The 19370-nt window shown below is 43.3% G+C and carries 15 protein-coding genes; 7 read left to right on the forward strand and 8 right to left on the reverse strand.

Translation table 11 applies throughout. The features are described from left to right. Window positions 1-39: 39 nt before the first annotated feature. Window positions 40-555 carry a transmembrane regulator ToxS gene (gene toxS / locus R7M72_RS16360; protein WP_005382091.1) on the reverse strand — a complete coding sequence of 172 codons (516 nt, stop codon included), beginning with the start codon at window positions 553-555 and terminating at the stop codon, window positions 40-42. 11 nt (window positions 556-566) lie between these two features. Then, a complete protein-coding gene (locus R7M72_RS16365; protein ID WP_017819958.1) occupies window positions 567-1445 on the reverse strand; it encodes a transcriptional regulator in 879 nt (292 codons plus the stop codon). 271 nt (window positions 1446-1716) lie between these two features. Here R7M72_RS16365 and htpG point away from each other — a divergent pair, with 271 nt between their 5' ends. The 3 genes from htpG to hemH all read left to right on the forward strand — a co-directional run bounded on the left by htpG (window position 1717) and on the right by hemH (window position 5716). Further along, window positions 1717-3621: a molecular chaperone HtpG gene (gene htpG, locus R7M72_RS16370; RefSeq protein ID WP_053303298.1), complete on the forward strand. Its 1905-nt coding sequence runs from the start codon at window positions 1717-1719 to the stop codon at window positions 3619-3621. 320 nt (window positions 3622-3941) lie between these two features. Beyond that, window positions 3942-4586 (forward strand): adenylate kinase, encoded by a 645-nt coding sequence (gene adk, locus R7M72_RS16375; protein WP_005382094.1) that lies wholly within the window; start codon window positions 3942-3944, stop codon window positions 4584-4586. Between the two features lie 167 nt (window positions 4587-4753). Continuing rightward, a complete protein-coding gene (gene hemH / locus R7M72_RS16380; RefSeq protein WP_005382095.1) occupies window positions 4754-5716 on the forward strand; it encodes a ferrochelatase in 963 nt (320 codons plus the stop codon). 49 nt (window positions 5717-5765) lie between these two features. Here hemH and R7M72_RS16385 read toward each other — a convergent pair whose 3' ends face one another. Beyond that, the gene (locus R7M72_RS16385; RefSeq protein WP_005382097.1) at window positions 5766-7154 is read right to left on the reverse strand and encodes a peptide MFS transporter; all 1389 of its coding nucleotides are present in this window, start codon (window positions 7152-7154) and stop codon (window positions 5766-5768) included. A gap of 333 nt (window positions 7155-7487) precedes the next feature. Between R7M72_RS16385 and rfaH the strand changes: the two genes are divergently transcribed. Beyond that, a complete protein-coding gene (gene rfaH / locus R7M72_RS16390) occupies window positions 7488-7988 on the forward strand; it encodes a transcription/translation regulatory transformer protein RfaH (RefSeq protein WP_005382098.1) in 501 nt (166 codons plus the stop codon). 115 nt (window positions 7989-8103) lie between these two features. On the opposite strand, the gene asnB is transcribed toward rfaH, so the two are convergent. The 4 genes from asnB to nagA all read right to left on the reverse strand — a co-directional run bounded on the left by asnB (window position 8104) and on the right by nagA (window position 14023). Further along, window positions 8104-9768 (reverse strand): asparagine synthase B, encoded by a 1665-nt coding sequence (gene asnB, locus R7M72_RS16395; RefSeq protein ID WP_005384979.1) that lies wholly within the window; start codon window positions 9766-9768, stop codon window positions 8104-8106. Between the two features lie 230 nt (window positions 9769-9998). Further along, window positions 9999-11588 carry a cation:proton antiporter family protein gene (locus tag R7M72_RS16400; RefSeq protein WP_005384981.1) on the reverse strand — a complete coding sequence of 530 codons (1590 nt, stop codon included), beginning with the start codon at window positions 11586-11588 and terminating at the stop codon, window positions 9999-10001. Between the two features lie 81 nt (window positions 11589-11669). Beyond that, on the reverse strand, window positions 11670-12884 hold the full coding sequence (gene nagC, locus R7M72_RS16405; protein ID WP_042523152.1) for a DNA-binding transcriptional regulator NagC: 1215 nt from the start codon (window positions 12882-12884) through the stop codon (window positions 11670-11672). A gap of 2 nt (window positions 12885-12886) precedes the next feature. Beyond that, window positions 12887-14023 (reverse strand): N-acetylglucosamine-6-phosphate deacetylase, encoded by a 1137-nt coding sequence (gene nagA, locus R7M72_RS16410; RefSeq protein ID WP_054578023.1) that lies wholly within the window; start codon window positions 14021-14023, stop codon window positions 12887-12889. 489 nt (window positions 14024-14512) lie between these two features. Between nagA and nagE the strand changes: the two genes are divergently transcribed. Next, entirely contained in the window at window positions 14513-16006 is a 1494-nt protein-coding gene (gene nagE / locus R7M72_RS16415; RefSeq protein ID WP_005384985.1) for an N-acetylglucosamine-specific PTS transporter subunit IIBC, read from the forward strand. A gap of 276 nt (window positions 16007-16282) precedes the next feature. Then, window positions 16283-17953: a glutamine--tRNA ligase gene (gene glnS / locus R7M72_RS16420; protein ID WP_005382124.1), complete on the forward strand. Its 1671-nt coding sequence runs from the start codon at window positions 16283-16285 to the stop codon at window positions 17951-17953. 222 nt (window positions 17954-18175) lie between these two features. Here the strand turns inward: glnS and fcrX are convergent, their stop codons facing one another. Further along, window positions 18176-18625 (reverse strand): ferric iron uptake transcriptional regulator FcrX, encoded by a 450-nt coding sequence (gene fcrX / locus R7M72_RS16425; RefSeq protein WP_005382141.1) that lies wholly within the window; start codon window positions 18623-18625, stop codon window positions 18176-18178. A gap of 200 nt (window positions 18626-18825) precedes the next feature. On the opposite strand from fcrX, the gene R7M72_RS16430 reads away from it, so the two are divergent. Further along, the gene (locus tag R7M72_RS16430; RefSeq protein WP_005382144.1) at window positions 18826-19329 is read left to right on the forward strand and encodes a DUF4442 domain-containing protein; all 504 of its coding nucleotides are present in this window, start codon (window positions 18826-18828) and stop codon (window positions 19327-19329) included. The last annotated feature ends 41 nt before the right edge of the window (window positions 19330-19370 follow it).

Raw genomic sequence — 19370 nt, forward strand, 5'->3', positions numbered from 1 at the left:
ACAAAGGGGGCGTCTTGCCCCCTTATCATCCAATCAAAATTAGTTTTTAAACAGTACCGAAGAACCGTGGTTCAAGCTAGTGAGCAATAGTGTTTTTTCGTTCACGACGTCAATACGACGACTTTGCTCCGCATCTAGCTTAAAAATTTGAGTAATCAAACGTAGCTGTGCTTCGGAAAAGTCTTTTGATTGAGAAGATGAAATATCTTTAAACTCCGAAGGCGAGACCAACAAATAGTTGTCACTTACTTCCCAGCGGCCTTTTTCCGAGATATTTATCGTTGATTCTGCGGTTGAACCTTGAGCGAATAGTTTGATATTTGCTACGCGAATATAGTCACCATTAGGGAGATATTTCACGTTTGATTCAACATTAACTCGGCGTAGTGGGCCGACAGTATCGTCAGGCAAGCTGTCTGTAATGACTGTCACCATGGTCGACTGCCATTCGTTTGCTGTGAGGAGCTGCTCCACTTTTAGGTCACTTCCCCAATACAACCAACTACTGAAAAGAACGGATACGGCCAAAACCGCAGATGCTAATTTAATCTTCATATTGGCCTCCTTTATTTGCAGATGTCTGTTGGATCGTTTTGACCTGCGAAAATACGCAGTGTTACGTTCTCGTAAGAGTGGTTACTGTCATGAATGTAGTTCAGAATCAGCTGGTTATTTTGTCCACCAGTGGCAATCACTTCAACTGGCAACGAGTCTTCTGCATGGTGCTTCACGTAGCGCTCAATGCATTGCTCTATTGAAGGCAACCAGTTGTTGATTTGAGGGTGATTTACAGGTGTCATTACTGGTACATTTTGATACTCACCAATCTGACGGAATTGGGATTCCGCAGGGTTCGTGAATAACAATACGCAAACAGGAAGCAGCAGAGACAAAAAGATAATGACACGCGGTAGCCAGTTAATCGTGTTAGATGCTGGCTTCGGCTGAGTTTTAGTCGGCTCTACTTGAGGCTCAAGATCAGCAGTAGTATCGGTCACTATCTCTGTTGGTGGTGTATCGCTCGCTTCTAACTCCACTGCTGGCGCTTCGTGTTCAGAAGCGGTTTCTTCAACGTCAGTGTTAGAGTCAGTAGAAAATGGGCTCAAGCGTTCCACTGAACAAATGAGTTGGTAGCCACGTTTAGGTACCGTTTTAACAAACTCTGGAGATTTTGTTGAATCCTTCAACATCTTACGCAGAGTAGAAATCGCTTGAGTCAGGCTTGAGTCATCCACCTCAAAACCTTGCTCACGCCAAACAAACTCGTGAAGCTCGTTACGGGTTAAAACTTCGTTTGGTCTCTCTGCCAACATCAGAAGTATACGGCTTTCGTTGCTTCCTAATCGTACAACGTCGTTGCCGTTTTGTTGGTCAGCGAGCGAATTACTATTTGGATCAAAGGTGAACCTTTGAGCAAGTAGAAATTTGGTGCCAATGTTAGTCATTTAGTTCTTCTTAGATGGATGATGTTGTAATTATGGTGATTTATGTCACAAAATTACCGGGGCGCTTGGAGTGCGCACGACATTTTAGATGCTTTTAGACGGGTAGGATAATTAAAATTTTCTAAAAAAACACCGTTTTTAGCAATATTGACCTTGAATTTACATTTGTCAGCCACATGTTAAATGACATCTCGGTAAGGTGATTTCAAGGGGAAAGTCACAAACTTGTCCCTATGAAAAAGCCAATTAGTTTAGATGTTATGGAGCACACATGAGCGAAACCGTATCTCAAAATAAAGAAACTCGTGGTTTTCAATCAGAAGTAAAACAACTACTGCATTTAATGATCCATTCTCTTTATTCAAATAAAGAGATCTTTTTGCGCGAGCTGATCTCTAACGCATCAGATGCATCAGACAAACTGCGCTTTCAGGCGTTATCTAACCCAGATCTATACGAAGGTAATGCAGATCTTTGCGTGAAACTGTCGTTTGATGAAAGCGCAAATACCTTAACCATTTCTGATAACGGTATCGGTATGAGCCGTGATGATGTGATTGAGCACTTAGGAACAATCGCAAAATCTGGAACAGCCGAGTTTTTCTCAAAGCTATCTGAAGAGCAGAGCAAAGACTCTCAGCTTATTGGTCAGTTTGGTGTTGGTTTCTACTCGGCATTTATCGTTGCTGACGCCGTTACCGTGCGCACTCGCGCTGCGGGTCTAGCCGCTGATGAAGCGGTACAATGGCACTCAGCGGGTGAAGGTGAGTACACCATCGAAAACATTACCAAAGAGTCACGTGGTACCGACATCATTCTTCATATGCGTGAAGAGGGTAAAGAGTTTTTGAATGAGTGGCGTCTACGTGACGTTATCAGTAAGTACTCTGATCACATCGGCATTCCTGTTTCAATCCAAACTGTCGTTCGTGATGACGAAGGCAAGGAAACAGATGAGAAAAAGTGGGAGCAAATCAACAAAGCCCAGGCACTGTGGACGCGTAACAAATCTGATATTTCAGAAGAAGAGTATCAAGAGTTCTACAAGCACGTATCACATGACTTTGCCGATCCCTTGGTCTGGAGTCATAACCGTGTAGAAGGTAAAAACGACTACACGAGCTTACTATACATCCCATCGAAAGCACCTTGGGATATGATGAACCGCGACCACAAATCAGGCTTGAAACTGTACGTACAGCGCGTATTCATTATGGACGATGCAGAGCAATTTATGCCGTCATACTTACGCTTCGTACGTGGTTTAATAGACTCAAACGATTTACCGCTAAACGTATCGCGTGAGATCTTACAAGACAATAAAGTGACTCAGTCTCTACGTAATGCTTGTACTAAGCGCGTGCTAACGATGCTTGAACGTATGGCCAAGAATGACGAAGAGAAATACCAATCATTCTGGAAAGAGTTTGGTCTTGTGATGAAAGAGGGCCCTGCGGAGGACTTTGCAAACAAAGAGAAAGTTGCAGGTTTATTGCGCTTTGCCTCAACTGAAGTGGACTCTTCTGAGCAAACTGTGGGCTTGGCGTCTTACGTTGAGCGCATGAAAGAAGGTCAAGATAAGATCTACTACTTGACGGCAGACAGCTATGCAGCTGCGAAAAACAGCCCTCACTTAGAACAGTTCAAAGCGAAAGGCATTGAAGTTATCTTGATGTACGACCGCATTGATGAGTGGCTGATGAACTACTTAACTGAGTTTGATGGTAAACAGTTCCAGTCAATCACTAAAGCTGGGCTTGATCTAAGTCAGTTTGAAGATGAAGCAGAAAAAGAGAAGCAAAAAGAAACCGAAGAAGAGTTTAAGTCGGTTGTAGAGCGCACGAAGTCTTACCTAGGCGATCGTGTGAAAGAAGTTCGTACCACCTTCAAACTCGCATCTACGCCTGCTGTTGTGGTAACGGACGATTACGAAATGGGTACTCAAATGGCGAAGCTTCTTGCGGCAGCTGGTCAAGCTGTGCCGGAAGTGAAATACATCTTTGAGCTAAACCCTGAGCACAAATTGGTTAAGCGTATGGCTGACGAAGCCGATGAAGAAGCGTTTGGTCGCTGGGTTGAAGTTCTGCTTGGTCAGGCAATGCTAGCGGAGCGAGGCTCTATTGAGGATCCAACAGAGTTCTTAGGAGCCGTTAATCAACTTTTGACTAAGGTGTAATAACCTCTGCAAATCAAAAAGCTCGCATTTCGCGAGCTTTTTGTTTGTTGTCGCAAAATTTTGCATCTCAAGTGCTGAGTTAATAATCAATAGGGCGTGAAAGAGGGTACTGTTAACATTCTTTAGTCTTAATACACTCTTTGCTCAGAGAACCTGTGATAGAATCTGCGACTTGAATGTGAGTAATAAGGCGTGTATTTTTGCTCGCCTATATACGTTATACCGAAACTTATCGTTGCAGGTGCTTCTCAGGTTTGATGTCTAAGAGGTCAGCTATTGTGAGCTTCGGTATAAATCTTAAATATTAAAGAGGATAAATCATGCGCATCATTCTTCTAGGTGCTCCAGGTGCAGGTAAAGGCACACAAGCAAACTTCATCATGGAAAAATACGGTATTCCACAAATCTCTACTGGTGATATGCTTCGTGCTGCTATCAAAGCAGGTACAGAGCTTGGTAAACAAGCTAAAGCTGTTATTGACGCTGGTCAGCTAGTTTCTGATGAAATCATCCTTGGTCTTATCAAAGAGCGCATCGCTCAAGAAGACTGTGCAAACGGTTTCCTACTAGATGGTTTCCCACGTACTATCCCTCAAGCTGACGGCCTAAAAGAAATGGGCGTAGACGTAGACTACGTTATCGAATTTGACGTTGCAGACGATGTAATTGTTGAGCGTATGGCTGGTCGTCGTGCTCACCTTCCTTCTGGTCGTACTTACCACGTGGTTTACAACCCGCCTAAAGTGGAAGGTAAAGATGATGTAACTGGTGAAGATCTTGTTGTTCGTGATGACGACAAAGAAGAAACAGTACGTGCTCGTCTAGGTGTTTACCACGAGCAAACTGCGCCGCTAATCAACTACTACGGCAAAGAAGCTGAAGCAGGCAAGACTAAGTACCTTAAGTTTGATGGTACTAAGCAAGTAGCTGAAGTTAGTGCGGATATCGAGAAAGCACTATCTTAATTTGCTGAAGTCAAAAATTTAATATTTTGATATATTGAAAGCGGCCCAAGTGGTCGCTTTTTTTAGTTTACTCGTAAACATATATCTAATTAACTTCAGCTCGGCTATTCGTTACTTCGAGGTTACTTAAATATATGAACCAAGCCGTTTACCATGAATAGGATGTTATGAAAGAGAATAATAAACAGGGTGTACTCCTAGTTAACCTGGGAACTCCTGACGCACCAACCGCTCCTGCCGTAAAGCGCTTTTTAAGTCAGTTTCTTCATGATCACCGAGTGGTAGACATGACTCGATGGCTTTGGTGTCCACTATTGCACGGCGTTATCCTTCCTATCCGAGCTCCTAAAGTTGCCAAACTCTATCAATCAGTATGGATGGAAGAGGGCTCGCCGTTGATGGTGTACTCTAAACGCCAAACTGAAAAGTTAGCACAAAAGCTTGATATACCTGTAGAGCTTGGTATGACGTATGGTAACCCAAGTTTACAATCAGGCTTTGAAGCCCTATTGGCGCAAGGCGTTGATGAAGTCATTGTTTTACCGTTGTATCCGCAATACTCGGGAACAACAACGGCAGCGGTTTCTGACGGAATCACTAAAGCATTTAAAAACCTGCCTGTGATGCCAAGCTTTAGCTTTATTCGTGATTATTACAATCACCCGAAATATATTGAAGCGTTAGCGCATTCAGTTCGTGAACATTGGCAAAAGAATGGTCAGGGAGATTACCTGCTGTGTTCTTATCATGGTATTCCAAAACGCTATGCTGACAATGGTGATGTTTACCCACAGCATTGTGAAGAGACGACTCGCTTGCTTGGGGAAGCGTTAGGTTTAAGTGAACAACAAATTGGCATGACGTATCAGTCCCGATTTGGGAGAGAAGAGTGGCTTCAACCTTATACCGATAAGACCCTAGAGGCACTTCCTGCAAAGGGTGTGAAAAATATTAATGTTGTGACCCCTGCATTTTCTTCAGATTGTTTAGAGACGTTGGAAGAGATCTCGGAAGAGTGTAAAGAGATTTTCCTTGAAGCAGGTGGTGAAAACTTTACCTACATCCCTTGTTTGAACGATAGTGAACTTCATATCGAGATGATGGTTGAGTTAGTTAAATCTAAACTTTAGATACAAAAAAGGGTCGCAATAGCGACCCTTTCTACGTTTAGTTGAGCGATCAAGCGACTTGTACTTGCTGCTCTTCTACTTGCTCTGCCGTGCTGTGCGTATTTTCAGCGCCATGCATCCAGCGAACGAGTGTATTAGAGAACAGGAGCAAGATTACGCCACTTACGGTTGCGCTGACCGCAATACCACTAAAGATAGCCATAGCGCCTAACTCGCCTACGTGAGAACCCACATAGCCCGCAACATAGTTAGCAATCGCATTACAGCCAAACCATGCACCCATCATAAGTGAAGCTAAGCGAAGCGGTGCTAATTTAGTCACCAATGAAAGACCAATTGGAGATAAACACAGCTCGCCTAATGTGTGGAAGAAGAAAGCGCCGACCAACCATAACATCGATGTTTTTACTGTTGTATCTCCACCTTGTTCTAGCACTGCGCCAACCATACAAAGGAAACCAATCGCCAAGAAAAATAGTGCCATCGCAAATTTCACTGGCGAAGTAGGTTCACGTTTACCCAATTTTACCCAAAGGACAGCCAGAACTGGCGCTAGAGTAATAATGAAAAATGGGTTTAGTGATTGGAACCACGCAGCAGGAACTTCGAAACCACCAATCATGCGATCAGTATATTGTTGAGTGTAGATGTTCATCAGGCCACCAGCTTGTTCAAAGCCTGCCCAGAAGACAATAGTGAATAAGCTCATGACCAGAATTACTTTTAGTCGATTCACTTCTTCTTTGGTGAGTGGCTGCTTCGTGGTGGCGTTTTTGTTATTTAGATCTCGTTTCGCCGCTGGTTCGCGGCCAATATCACCAAGCCATGATTGAGCCAGTACCATTTGCATCACTAGGCTAACCAGCATACCCACACCAGCGGCAACAAAGCCAGCTTTCCAACCGTAAGAGGTTGTCACAGAGCCAGAAACGACGCCGGCAAGTAATGCACCTAAGTTGATACCCATATAAAAGATAGTGAATGCGCCGTCACGACGGTTGTCACCTTCTTGATAAAGGTCGCCAACCATGGTTGAGATATTTGGCTTAAAGAGACCGTTACCAGTGATAAGTAGGCCAAGACCTAAATAGAAACTGTGTAGCGAACCAATACCTAAAGCATCAGCAGGAAGTGCAAGAGTAAACTGGCCGATGGCCATTAACGCGCCACCAAGCAAAATTGAGCGACGTTGACCTAAATAGTTATCTGCTAGGTAACCACCGATAAGAGGCGTGATATACACAAGCCCTGTGTATATGCCGTATAGGTCTAATGCGTCTTTGGTTGACCAGCCAAGGCCGCCATTCATTGTTGTATCAGTAAGGTAAAGCACGAGAATGGCACGCATTGCGTAGTAAGAAAAGCGTTCCCACAGTTCTGTACCGAACAATAAGAACAGGCCACGTGGATGACCAAAATATTGATGTTGGTTTGACATAAGCTCTTCTAATAATAGTTATTACATTTTTTAACGACTTCTACGTATACAATGCAATTCAACGAGTGACAAATAATAAAATTTTGCCATTCAACTATTTTTGTTTGTTAAGTGGCTGTTTTTGATTGGATTTGCAGATTATATGATGGTGTATTGGTTGTGTTACAAACTTAATTTCCATTTTTGCCTATGGACTTCTTTATCGTAAGTTACTGAAAAATGTCGTTAATGCGAGCGATGTATAATCATACTTTTATAGATAAACTGAATATCAATGACTCAACTTTGGCTTAATGCTAGGATAAAAACAAAATAGAATTGGCTAGTAAAAAGATGAAACGTTGGTATCTACTTTATTGTAAACGTGGGGAGCAGGTTAGGGCGAAACAACACCTTGAAAATCAAGGTGTAGAGTGCTTTTATCCAACTGTAGAAGTTGAGAAGATTTTGCGCGGTAAAAGACAAAAAGTCGAGGAACCGCTGTTTCCTTGTTACGTATTCGCTTACTTTGATTATGAGCAAGGGCCAAACTTCACCTCAGTCCGCTCTACTCGAGGTGTTGTTGACTTTGTGCGTTTTGGTGCTCAACCGAAAGAAGTTCAAGGTGACTTGGTCTTCGAATTGATGCAGCTAGAAAAGTGTTGTAATGACAATACCGTTTCTGAATGTATGCCAAAACCAGGCGATCAAATTAGAGTTAAAAGCGGTCAATTTGCGGGCATAGATGCCATCTTCCAAGAACAAGATGGTGAGAAACGCTCAATTATGCTAGTTCAGATGATCACCAAGCGTGTGCCTGTCAGCATAGACAATAGTGATTTAGATTTAAAATAGCCTAATTCCATCAAACATAAAAAGAGGTGCAAAAGCACCTCTTTTTGATCGTATCTAATTTTCTGTCTGTTTTAAAAGGGTTGGACGAACCGACCCTTATCTTTATCGTAGAGAATTAGTATGAGTCGTTGTGAACGGTCTGTACTGCACGACCTGATGGGTCAACACAGTTTTGGAACGATTCATCCCATTCAATCGCCTTCGCTGAAGAACACGCTACTGAAGGGCCTCCTGGTACACACTCTGCTGCTGATGGAAGTGGGAATAACTCTTCAAAGATTTCACGGTACACGTAGCCTTCTTTTGTCGTTGGCGTGTTGTATGGGAATCGATATTGAGCTGTTTCCATCTGCTGGTCTGTCACTTTCTGTTCCGCGACTTCTTTCAGCGTATCGATCCAGCTGTAGCCAACGCCATCAGAGAATTGCTCTTTTTGACGCCATGCGATCGATTCTGGCAGGTAGTGCTCGAAGCACTCACGAAGGATGTGTTTCTCCATTTTACCGTTGCCACACATCTTGTCTGCTGGGTTCAAGCGCATTGCTACATCTATGAACTCTTTATCTAGGAAAGGTACGCGTCCTTCAACTCCCCATGCTGCCAGCGACTTGTTAGCACGAGCACAGTCGAACATGTTCAGAGCAAGCAGTTTACGCACTGTCTCCTCGTGGAACTCTTTCGCGTTTGGCGCCTTGTGGAAGTAAAGGTAGCCACCAAAGATTTCGTCAGCGCCCTCACCAGACAATACCATCTTGATACCCATCGCTTTGATCTTACGACCCATTAAGAACATAGGTGTTGATGCGCGGATAGTCGTCACGTCATACGTTTCAATGTGGTAAATCACGTCACGAATCGCGTCCAAACCTTCTTGAATCGTGTACGTCATTTCGTGGTGAACGGTACCAATTTGGTCGGCAACTTCGCGAGCTGCTTTCAGGTCAGGCGCGCCTTCTAGGCCAACAGCAAAAGAGTGCAGTTGAGGCCACCAAGCTTCAGACTTTTCATCATCTTCAATACGCATCGCTGCAAAGCGTTTTGCTACCGCAGATGTAATAGAAGAATCTAGACCGCCTGAAAGAAGTACACCGTAAGGCACGTCAGTCATTAGTTGGCGTTTAACAGCCGCTTCTAGCGCTTCAGTCAATTCTTCTTTGCTAGTGCTGTTACCTTGTACTGCTGCGTACTCGTTCCAGTCACGAACATAGTAACGTGTTGGCTCAGTATCTTTAGAGCTGTAGTAGCTACCAGGAGGGAATTCACTTACTGTTTTACATACTGGAACAAGAGCCTTCATCTCTGATGCCACATAGTAGTTACCATGCTCATCGTGACCTTGATAAAGAGGGATAATACCAATATGGTCACGGCCGACTAAATACTCATCTTTTTCTTCGTCGTAGAGCACAAAAGCGAAAATACCGTTTAGTTCTTCAAGGAGATCTGCACCCATATCTTGGTAAAGTGCAAGAATGACTTCACAGTCTGAATCGGTTTGAAATTCGTACTTTCCTTCGTAACGAGCACGAATTTCTTTATGGTTGTAGATTTCACCATTGACGGCAAGGATGAGCTTCTTATCAGGGCTGTATAGCGGCTGTGCACCACTATTTAGACCAACAATCGCCAAGCGCTCGTGCGCTAAAATAGCACGCTCTGAAGAGTAAATCCCAGACCAGTCTGGGCCACGGTGACGAAGTTTTTTCGACATCTCTAATGCGATAGGGCGCAATGCGGCTGCATCGCTTTTAATGTCTAAAATGCCAAATACTGAACACATACTACATCCTTACTAAACTAAACAATTTCTAATCGGTATGGTTTAAATTTGCCATTACTAATAAAAAAAGCAACGTTTTGTGATTAAAAAAATGATAAAAGGCCTTGTTGTATGGAAAATATTTAACTCAATCGTTGTTTTGGTGAATGAGATCAAGGTTTGGTATAAAAACTATACAAAAAAGGCTTTCTATCAATAGAAAGCCTTTCAAAAAATATCAGTGCTGTTGCTTATTTAATTGGTGTGAATTTAGGCTGAAGTTGTTTACAGACGTGTCGAGCAAAACCGCTACCAGCTTCACTATATATATTGAATGCTGCGTCAACGCCATTTTCAAGTAAGCCTTCCAATTGATCTGGGTATTCGGCGATAGCGGCAATTTGCCCCTTATATTTTCTGCGTTTAAGCTGCTCAAGTGCTGTTTGGTTACCTTGATGATGTGGCATTGCAAGCAGAACCAGTTTTACATGACCTGTATCTAAAATTCGCTCCCAGAAATCCGGGTCGGTGGCATCACCAGAAATCACATTTCTTCCTTCTGAACGATGATGATGTGCAGCGTCTTCACGAATTTCTATACCCAATGAAATTTTGCCATAGCGTGAGCGTAGCTCATCATAAGCGCCCGTTCCAATACGCCCCATACCTAAGATCAATACTTGGGCATGACCTGGGTTGATGAGTTGGTCGCGTTGATTGAGCTTTTCTACCGCTGTCTCTTGCAGCCACTTACCTGAATGTTGATAAATTTTATGGCTAAGGCGGTTAAGTGGCGCGGAAATTACAAAGGATACCGACACCGCAACCGCAATCGCAGCAAGCATATCACTTGGCATCCAGCCCATTTTATAGGCCAATCCAGCAACAATAAGACCAAACTCACTGTAGTTAAATAGTGATAAAGAGGCGAGCAAAGAGGTACGTACTCGAAACTTAAAATGATTAATAGTGACGAAGTACAAGAGTCCTTTGATTGGTAGCAGTAAGATAAATAGCAGGGCGAGAACGACGCCATTCACGCTCAATGAGGCGGATAAACCAATGTTTAAAAAGAAGCAGACTAAAAAGAGCTCCTTCATATTGAATAATGACTTGGATAGTTCTGAGGCTTTTGGGTGACCTGCGAGTAGCATGCCTAAAATTAGCGCGCCCAAGTCTGGTTTCATCCCGACCAACTCGAATAGCCCAGCACCGACAACAAGCGCGAAGAAAATACCGAATAGCACCAGCATTTCGCCGTGGCCAACTTTATCGAGCAGCTTATAGAATAGGGGACGAAGGAAAGGCAGTGCGAACAAACCGATGGCATACCATTCTGGGACTTTTCCGGTTGAAGCAGTCAGGAATACTACGGCAAAAATATCTTGCATAACCAAAATACCGATCGCGAGTGTGCCGTAGGTCGCGTTCATTTCGCCTTTTTCTTGCAATGCTTTTACGGCAAAAACGGTACTAGAGAACGATAGTGCAAAAGCTAAAAGCAGGATTTGGCTGCCGTCCATACTGGCTAGCGAAGTCAAGCCCAGTAGTTTTAAGCCGGATAACGCTAGGGCAAAAAAAGCGGTAGAGAGTATGTTGTGGGCGGTTGCCCCTCCCCATATTTCTTTGGACAGCAGGGTTTTTACATCGAGTTTGAGTCCAATAGTAAACAGAAGAAGAGTAACACCAAGATCTGCGAGAGTGACGATAACGTCATTGCTTTGGTAACCAAATGCATGCAAGCCAAATCCAGCTAGTAGAAAACCAACGAGGGGAGGGAGGCTGCATTTAAGCGCAATAAAACCAGCTAAAAAAGCGGCTGTAATTAGAATAATTTCCATACTGTTAAGCTGTATTCCTGATATACAAAAACGGGCTGTGAAAACACAGCCCGAGATTGTAACTCAATTGGTTGTATAAACTTAGTCTTCCAGTAACTTTTGTAACAAAACTCCGTTCAGCATAGCGCGTTTAATCATCGCAAATGCGCCCATCGTTGGCTGCTTATCAATGTGAGAAGCCACGATAGGGAGGTCGTTATGGAAAGTTTTAAGAGATTGATTCTCTACGTTGCGTTGAATTGCAGGGAAAAGAATATCTTGTGCTGCAGTAATATCGCCAGCAATTACAATTTTCTGTGGATTAAATAAGTTAACCGTAATCGCAATCGCTTTACCTAGCTGGTTGCCCACTCGCACTAAACTCTGTTTCGCAAGTTCATCACCATTCATTGCGTGCTGACATACCGCTTCAATTGTGATGTTTTCAAGGTCGGTTAAGCTTGATTCGTATCCTTGAGTAATCAGTTGCTTCACTCGTTGAATAATCGCTGGGTTTGCAGCTACGGTTTCTAAACAGCCAAAGTTTCCACATTGGCATTGCTCACCAAGCGGGTCAATTTGGATATGACCAATTTCACCGACGTTGCGGTTAAAACCAAGAAAAACCTGGCCGTTAACGATAATACCTGCGCCAGTACCGCGGTGGACGCTAACCAAAATAGAATCCTGGCAGTCTTGGCTTGCTCCAAAGTAGTGCTCAGCCAACGCCATGCCACGTACGTCGTTGCCAACAAAGCATGCTGTATTAAACTTCTCTCCAACAATTTCACCGAGAGCAAGATTATCGATATCGGTATTAGGCATGTATTCGACCACGCCAGTTGTTGGGTTAACAAGGCCCGGTAAAGTGATGCCGATAGCGATGAGTTGATCAATTTTGTCTTCGCAACGGCTTACGAAATCTTTTAATAAATCGATAAGCCCTGCGATTAAGTCTGCTTGGTTAGTGTAGTACAGTTCATGCTGATCTTCTGCCAGCGCGGTACCACCTAAATCGTATAAACTGAACTGTACGTAATCTCGACCTAAGCGAACGGCAATCGAATGAAAAGGTTTGACTTCAGTAGTCAAAGAGATCGCACGACGACCACCAGTTGAAGCTTGTTGGGCGACCTCCTTAATAAGGCCGCGCTCTAAAAGTTGGCGGGTTATTTTGGTAACACTAGCAGGCGCGAGTTGACTCACGTCCGCGACTTGAATACGGGAGATAGGACCTTGCTGATCAATCAGCCTATATACCGCAGCGCTGTTAAGCTGTTTTACTAAATCTACATTACCAATCTGTCCGCCATTCATGCTTAATTTTGCTCGTATTGTCCGTTAACAACCGTCGCTTTTACTTTAAAGTCACGATCGAAAATAGTCAGGTTTGCAACCATCCCTTTTCGAACTCGGCCAAGGCGATCCTCAACACCAATTGCTGTTGCTGGGTATAACGTGGCCATTCGTAGAGCTTCGTCTAAAGCGATCCCCGCGTGCTCAACTGAATTCTGAACTGCTTCAATCATTGTCAAAGCTGAGCCGCCTAGCGTGCCATTTTCATCAACACACTTACCATCTCGGTAATATACTTTCTTACCGACAAAAATAAAGTGATCAATGTTAGCACCTGCTGGAGCTGTGGCATCCGTCACCAAAACAAGCTTTTCACCTTTGATTTTATGAGCAATTCGGATGTTTGCGTAGTCGACGTGAAAACCATCAGCAATAATGCCAGCGTATACGTCAGGAGTATCGTAAATTGCACCAACAACTCCTGGTTCACGACCAACCATTGGTGTCATTGCATTAAAGAGGTGTGTGGCAAAAGTAATGCCTGCTTCAAAGCTTTTACGTGCTTCGGCGTAGGTTGCATTTGTGTGGCCAATTGAAACCACGATGCCAGCAGCCTTTAATCGCGCAATATGCTCTGGGTCGTTATGCTCAGGTGCTAGCGTTACTTTCGCTACGATATCGGCGTTTGCGCAGATAAGGTCGATCATGCTTTCGTCTGATGGGCGAATAAAATCGACGTTATGGATGCCTTTTTTCGCGACGTTAAGGTAAGGACCTTCGAGGTGTAAACCAAGCGATTGATTTTGATACTTGTTGTGGTACTCACGAGCTGCGGCAATTGCAGTTCGCATATCTTCATCAGATGACGTAATGAGTGTTGGCAGGAAGCTAGTACAGCCAGATTTGAGGTTTGCCTGGTGCATGATTTGCATGGTTTCAGGGGTAATTGCATCGTTTAGCATTACACCGCCACAACCGTTCAACTGCAGATCGATAAAGCCTGGACTTAGATTAGCGCCTGCAAGGTCTTTTAGTTCGATGCTTTGAGGTAGCTCAGAAACCGGCACAATAGATTGAATAAGATCGTTTTCGATGATGACCGCATGATCGGTAAGAACATCACTACCGGTATAAATTTTACAGTTACTTAGCGCATACATAGTCAGCTAGTCCTTATAGATGAGAATTCAATTTCTATATCGTTATCTAAGTAGAGACTGCTTCAGTCATATGGGTACTTAGTTTGTATCACTGAATTAGATAACGAGTCACATACAGCAAGTCGCGTTTTATCGATGTTATTGTCATAGTAACTAACTGAAAAGTAATAATTGTATGGTTTTTTATGATTCTTTTTCAGAGCAAAGTTACAGTGATTTACCCGCCTAGATACCAAAATAACACTGATTCTGCCTTGCATAAAGTGCGAGAATATTATCTTTAAAACGCCATTTTTTCGTATAATAAAATAAGTTTTATGATCTCGCTAGCAAAAACCTTCCGAAAGGGCAAATTGTGGTGATTATGATCACAAACGGTGAGCTTTTAATTTGCGGAGCAAAATTAATATCATAAACTTAGGATGACTAAATTGGACGGCTGAAATAAGTCATTCAACATAACATCTAATCCTATAGGGGGAACTTAAGGTGAACATTCTCGGATACTTCCAGAAGGTGGGTAAGGCGCTTATGGTGCCGGTTGCCACACTTCCTGCAGCAGCAATACTCATGGGTATTGGCTACTGGATCGACCCAAATGGCTGGGGCGCAAACAGTGCACTTGCTGCATTTCTTATTAAAGCTGGTGCAGCGATCATTGACAACATGTCAGTATTGTTCGCTGTTGGTGTTGCTTACGGAATGTCTAAAGACAAAGATGGCGCCGCTGCACTTTCAGGCTTCGTGGGCTTCTTAGTTGTCACAACGCTTTTGGCCCCTGGTGCAGTATCACAAATTCAAGGCATTGACCCAAGTGAAGTACCTGCTGCATTTGGTAAAATCAATAACCAGTTCGTAGGTATCTTGGTTGGTATTGTTTCTGCTGAGTTGTACAACCGTTTTTCTCACGTAGAGCTGCACAAAGCACTGGCGTTTTTCTCTGGTAAGCGTCTTGTACCTATCCTAACGTCTTTTGCTGGTATCGTTATTGCGTTCATCCTGATGTACGTTTGGCCATCAGTTTACGGCGGTCTGGTCAGTTTTGGCGAAAGCATTCAAGGTATGGGTGAAGCAGGTGCAGGTGTTTATGCATTCTTCAACCGTCTTCTAATTCCTGTTGGTCTGCACCATGCACTAAACTCAGTGTTCTGGTTTGATGTTGCTGGTATTAATGACATTCCAAACTTCCTTGGCGGTGCGAAATCATTAGCTGAAGGCACGGCAACGGTAGGTGTTACGGGGATGTACCAAGCGGGCTTCTTCCCAATCATGATGTTTGGTTTACCAGGCGCTGCTCTAGCGATGTACCATACTGCGAAATCAAAGAATAAAGAGAAAGTGGCATCTATCATGATTGCGGCTGCGTTTGCTTCATTCTTTACAGGTGTAACAGAACCACTTGAATTTGCATTCATGTTCCTTGCTCCAGGACTGTACGTTCTTCACGCAGCGCTGACTGGTCTATCAGTTTATATCGCGGCATCAATGCAGTGGATTGCAGGTTTCGGTTTCTCTGCTGGTTTAGTCGACTTAGTATTGTCGACTCGTAACCCGCTAGCGGTAAACTGGTACATGCTCATTGTGCAAGGTCTTGGTTTCTTTGCGGTTTACTACTTCGTGTTCCGTACCGTGATTGTTAAGTTTGGCCTTAAAACACCGGGACGTGAAGATGATGAAGAAGCTTCATCTAACGTGGCTGGATCAAGCAATTCTTCAGAGCTTGCTCGTCAGTACTTGAAAGCACTTGGCGGTCATGACAACCTAAGTTCTATCGATGCCTGTATTACTCGTTTGCGCCTTTCTGTGAAAGATATGAGCGTTATCAATGAGAAAACTCTGAAAGATCTTGGAGCTATGGGAGTTGTGAAGCTAGGTACAAACAACCTACAAGTTATCCTTGGTCCACTAGCAGAGATTGTTGCTGGTGAGATGAAGAATGTATCTAAAGATGAAGACTTAAGTGGTGTTCAGCTACCAGCTTAACTGTTTAATAGTGGTGTGATTGTTTGTTATTGGTATTGCAAACAATTGATACTACAACATCGCAAAAGGCCTCCGCAGGAGGCCTTTTTTCGTTTAGGCCCTTTGAATCTGCTTTGCTTTCACGCTAACTCGATAAATATTGTCGTTTTAGAGCGAGTTCTTGTTGTCTAATTGCTTAGAATTGTGGATCATTAGGAACAATGTACTCTGTGAAACCATACTTGGATACAGGGTTCCGTTTTCTCTGACAATACTAATATTTTTGAGGTGCTATAGATGAGTGAAGCTGATGCTCGTCCATCAAACTTTATTCGCCAGATCATTGATAAAGATCTAGCGGATGGTAAACACACTAGCGTGCATACTCGATTCCCGCCGGAGCCAAATGGCTACCTGCATATCGGTCATGCTAAGTCTATCTGTTTGAACTTCGGTATTGCTCAGGACTACCAGGGTCAATGTAATCTGCGTTTCGACGATACAAACCCTGAAAAAGAAGACATCGAATACGTTGAGTCTATCAAGAAAGATGTAAACTGGTTGGGCTTTGAGTGGAGTGGTGAAGTATGTTACTCATCAAACTACTTCGATAAGCTTTACGAATATGCAATTGAATTGATTAACAAAGGCTTAGCGTACGTAGATGAGCTAAGTCCAGAGCAAATTCGTGAATACCGCGGCACACTAAAGGCGCCAGGTAAACCAAGTCCATACCGTGACCGTTCTGTTGAAGAGAACTTGGCGTTGTTTGAAAAAATGCGCGCTGGTGAATTTGAAGAAGGTAAAGCGTGTCTTCGTGCTAAAATCGACATGGGTTCTTCATTCATGGTCATGCGCGATCCAGTTTTATACCGAGTGCGTTTTGCTACGCACCACCAAACTGGTGATAAGTGGTGCATTTACCCAATGTACGACTTTACGCACTGTATTTCTGATGCATTAGAAGGCATTACGCACTCTATTTGTACGCTTGAATTCATGGATAACCGTCGTCTGTACGATTGGGTTCTAGACAACATCACGATCGAAAGCCGTCCACATCAATACGAGTTCAGTCGTTTAAACCTTGAATACACAGTGATGTCTAAGCGTAAGCTTAACCAGCTAGTTACTGAAAAACTGGTTAATGGTTGGGATGATCCACGTATGCCGACTGTCTCAGGTCTGCGTCGTCGTGGCTTCACACCTGCATCTATTCGTGAGTTTTGTAAGCGTATTGGTGTAACGAAGCAAGAAAATATGATCGAGTTTAGTTCATTAGAATCTTGTATTCGTGATGACCTAAACGAGAACGCTCCGCGTGCAATGGCTGTACTGGATCCTGTTAAAGTTGTTATCGAAAACTTTGAAGCAGGCGCAGTAGAAAACTTGACAGTTGCCAACCACCCAAATAAACCTGAAATGGGCGTGCGTGAAGTGCCATTCACGCGTGAATTGTGGATTGAGCGTGAAGACTTCCGTGAAGAAGCGAACAAAAAGTACAAGCGTTTAGTGCTAGGTAAAGAAGTTCGTTTACGTGGTGCTTACGTGATCAAAGCTGAGCGCGTTGAAAAAGATGCCGAAGGCAACATCACAACGATCTTCTGTTCTTACGATGCAGATACGCTAGGTAAAAACCCAGCAGATGGTCGTAAAGTGAAAGGCGTTATTCATTGGGTGTCAGCTGATAAAGCTCTTCCAGCGGAAATTCGTCTGTACGATCGTTTATTTACGGTGCCAAACCCAGGCGCAGCGGAAGATTTTGCTTCTACTATCAACCCTGAATCATTAGTTGTGATCAATGGCTTCGTCGAGCCTAGCCTAGCTTCCGCAGAAGCAGAAAAAGGTTACCAGTTTGAACGTATGGGTTACTTCTGTGCAGACTCGAAAGACTCTTCAGCAGATAATCTAGTATTCAACCGCACGGTTGGTCTACGTGATACCTGGGCAAAAATTGAGAATCAATAATCTCAATTAATGCTGAGAACGATGAAAAAATGCCAGCAAACGCTGGCATTTTTTATACCTAATCCCACAGAGTGCTATATAGATGTGCAAAACTGTGGAGAAAAAAGATGGGTGTTTAGTAGCTTTTGTTCTGTAACCAAAGTACTGACGTCTAAGGTTCTGACTTCTAGAAACAAAAAACGCCAGCATGTGCTGACGTTTACTTTTTAAATTAACAAACCCTTATTTTTTCGGTTTGTGTGCATCTGGATTGTCTTTACAACCACCATCGCTACACTTGCCGTACAAGTATAAGCTGTGGTTTGTTAGTGTGACATTGTACTTAGCTGCAATCTCTTTTTGACGTTCTTCAATAAGATCGTCAGAAAATTCAATTACCTCACCACAGTCTAGGCACACTAGGTGGTCGTGGTGATGTTGAGTCGATAATTCGAAGACTGACTTTCCACCTTCAAAGTGGTGACGAGTTACAATACCAGCATCGTCGAACTGGTTTAGAACTCGGTAAACAGTTGCTAGGCCAATTTCTTCACCTAGATCAATCAACTTTTTGTACAAATCTTCAGCACTGATGTGCTGGCAGTCTGGCTGCTGAAGTACTTCTAGAATTTTTAGCCTCGGAAGGGTTACTTTTAAACCCGCATCCTTCAGCGCCTGATTATTATCTGACATATACTTTCCCGTTGGATCATCTGCAGCGATTTAACAGAATTCAATCTTCCTACCATTATAGGATAAGCGTTCGGAACATTAAACCACGAACTTCAAAGGGTTAATAGAATCTTTTTGTAAATTAGAAACAGGTCTATTATATTACAGCTCTGACCAGTTACAATTATGTAACATTAAGCTTGGAGAGGGCAGAGATAGCGATGAATAGGCGACTAGCGAAGATATACAAACCAGGAATTGTAAAGTTCGCACTCAATATTTGGCCTCCTTTTTGGGGGGCGGGTATTAAAATCTTACATATTTCTCAAGACTTCCGTACTGTAAAGGTACGTTTAAAGCTTCGCTGGTGGAATAAAAATGCCAATCGCACCCAATATGGCGGCAGTATTTTCTCTTTAACTGATCCTATTTACTCGTTGATGCTGATGGGGATTCTACGAGAGGAATATTATGTGTGGGATAAAGAGGCAAGCATTAACTTTATTAAGCCGGGGCAAAGTGATTTGTTTGCAGAATTTGAGGTCACTGAAGGGATGCTGGAAAACATTTATCAAATGACACGGAATGGAGAAAAGTGTTTTCCTGAGTTTATTACTCATGTAAAAGATAAACAGGGGAATGTGGTTTCAGAGGTTCAACGCAAGCTTTATGTAAGAAAGAAACCTCAGTATCGCGAAGAGGAAGTACTTACCGATGCTGTGTGACAATACATACAAAAAGACCTCCAAGTGGAGGTCTTTGCATC

The organism is Vibrio sp. YT-18, assembly GCF_033337345.1.
Lineage (GTDB): Bacteria > Pseudomonadota > Gammaproteobacteria > Enterobacterales > Vibrionaceae > Vibrio > Vibrio alginolyticus.

Bases quoted from the DNA above. Each gene is read 5' to 3' on its own strand.
- toxS (WP_005382091.1), bottom strand. From the start codon at position 555: ATGAAGATTAAATTAGCATCTGCGGTTTTGGCCGTATCCGTTCTTTTC.
- R7M72_RS16365 (WP_017819958.1), bottom strand. From the start codon at position 1,445: ATGACTAACATTGGCACCAAATTTCTACTTGCTCAAAGGTTCACCTTT.
- htpG (WP_053303298.1), top strand. From the start codon at position 1,717: ATGAGCGAAACCGTATCTCAAAATAAAGAAACTCGTGGTTTTCAATCA.
- adk (WP_005382094.1), top strand. From the start codon at position 3,942: ATGCGCATCATTCTTCTAGGTGCTCCAGGTGCAGGTAAAGGCACACAA.
- hemH (WP_005382095.1), top strand. From the start codon at position 4,754: ATGAAAGAGAATAATAAACAGGGTGTACTCCTAGTTAACCTGGGAACT.
- R7M72_RS16385 (WP_005382097.1), bottom strand. From the start codon at position 7,154: ATGTCAAACCAACATCAATATTTTGGTCATCCACGTGGCCTGTTCTTA.
- rfaH (WP_005382098.1), top strand. From the start codon at position 7,488: ATGAAACGTTGGTATCTACTTTATTGTAAACGTGGGGAGCAGGTTAGG.
- asnB (WP_005384979.1), bottom strand. From the start codon at position 9,768: ATGTGTTCAGTATTTGGCATTTTAGACATTAAAAGCGATGCAGCCGCA.
- R7M72_RS16400 (WP_005384981.1), bottom strand. From the start codon at position 11,588: ATGGAAATTATTCTAATTACAGCCGCTTTTTTAGCTGGTTTTATTGCG.
- nagC (WP_042523152.1), bottom strand. From the start codon at position 12,884: ATGAATGGCGGACAGATTGGTAATGTAGATTTAGTAAAACAGCTTAAC.
- nagA (WP_054578023.1), bottom strand. From the start codon at position 14,023: ATGTATGCGCTAAGTAACTGTAAAATTTATACCGGTAGTGATGTTCTT.
- glnS (WP_005382124.1), top strand. From the start codon at position 16,283: ATGAGTGAAGCTGATGCTCGTCCATCAAACTTTATTCGCCAGATCATT.
- fcrX (WP_005382141.1), bottom strand. From the start codon at position 18,625: ATGTCAGATAATAATCAGGCGCTGAAGGATGCGGGTTTAAAAGTAACC.
- R7M72_RS16430 (WP_005382144.1), top strand. From the start codon at position 18,826: ATGAATAGGCGACTAGCGAAGATATACAAACCAGGAATTGTAAAGTTC.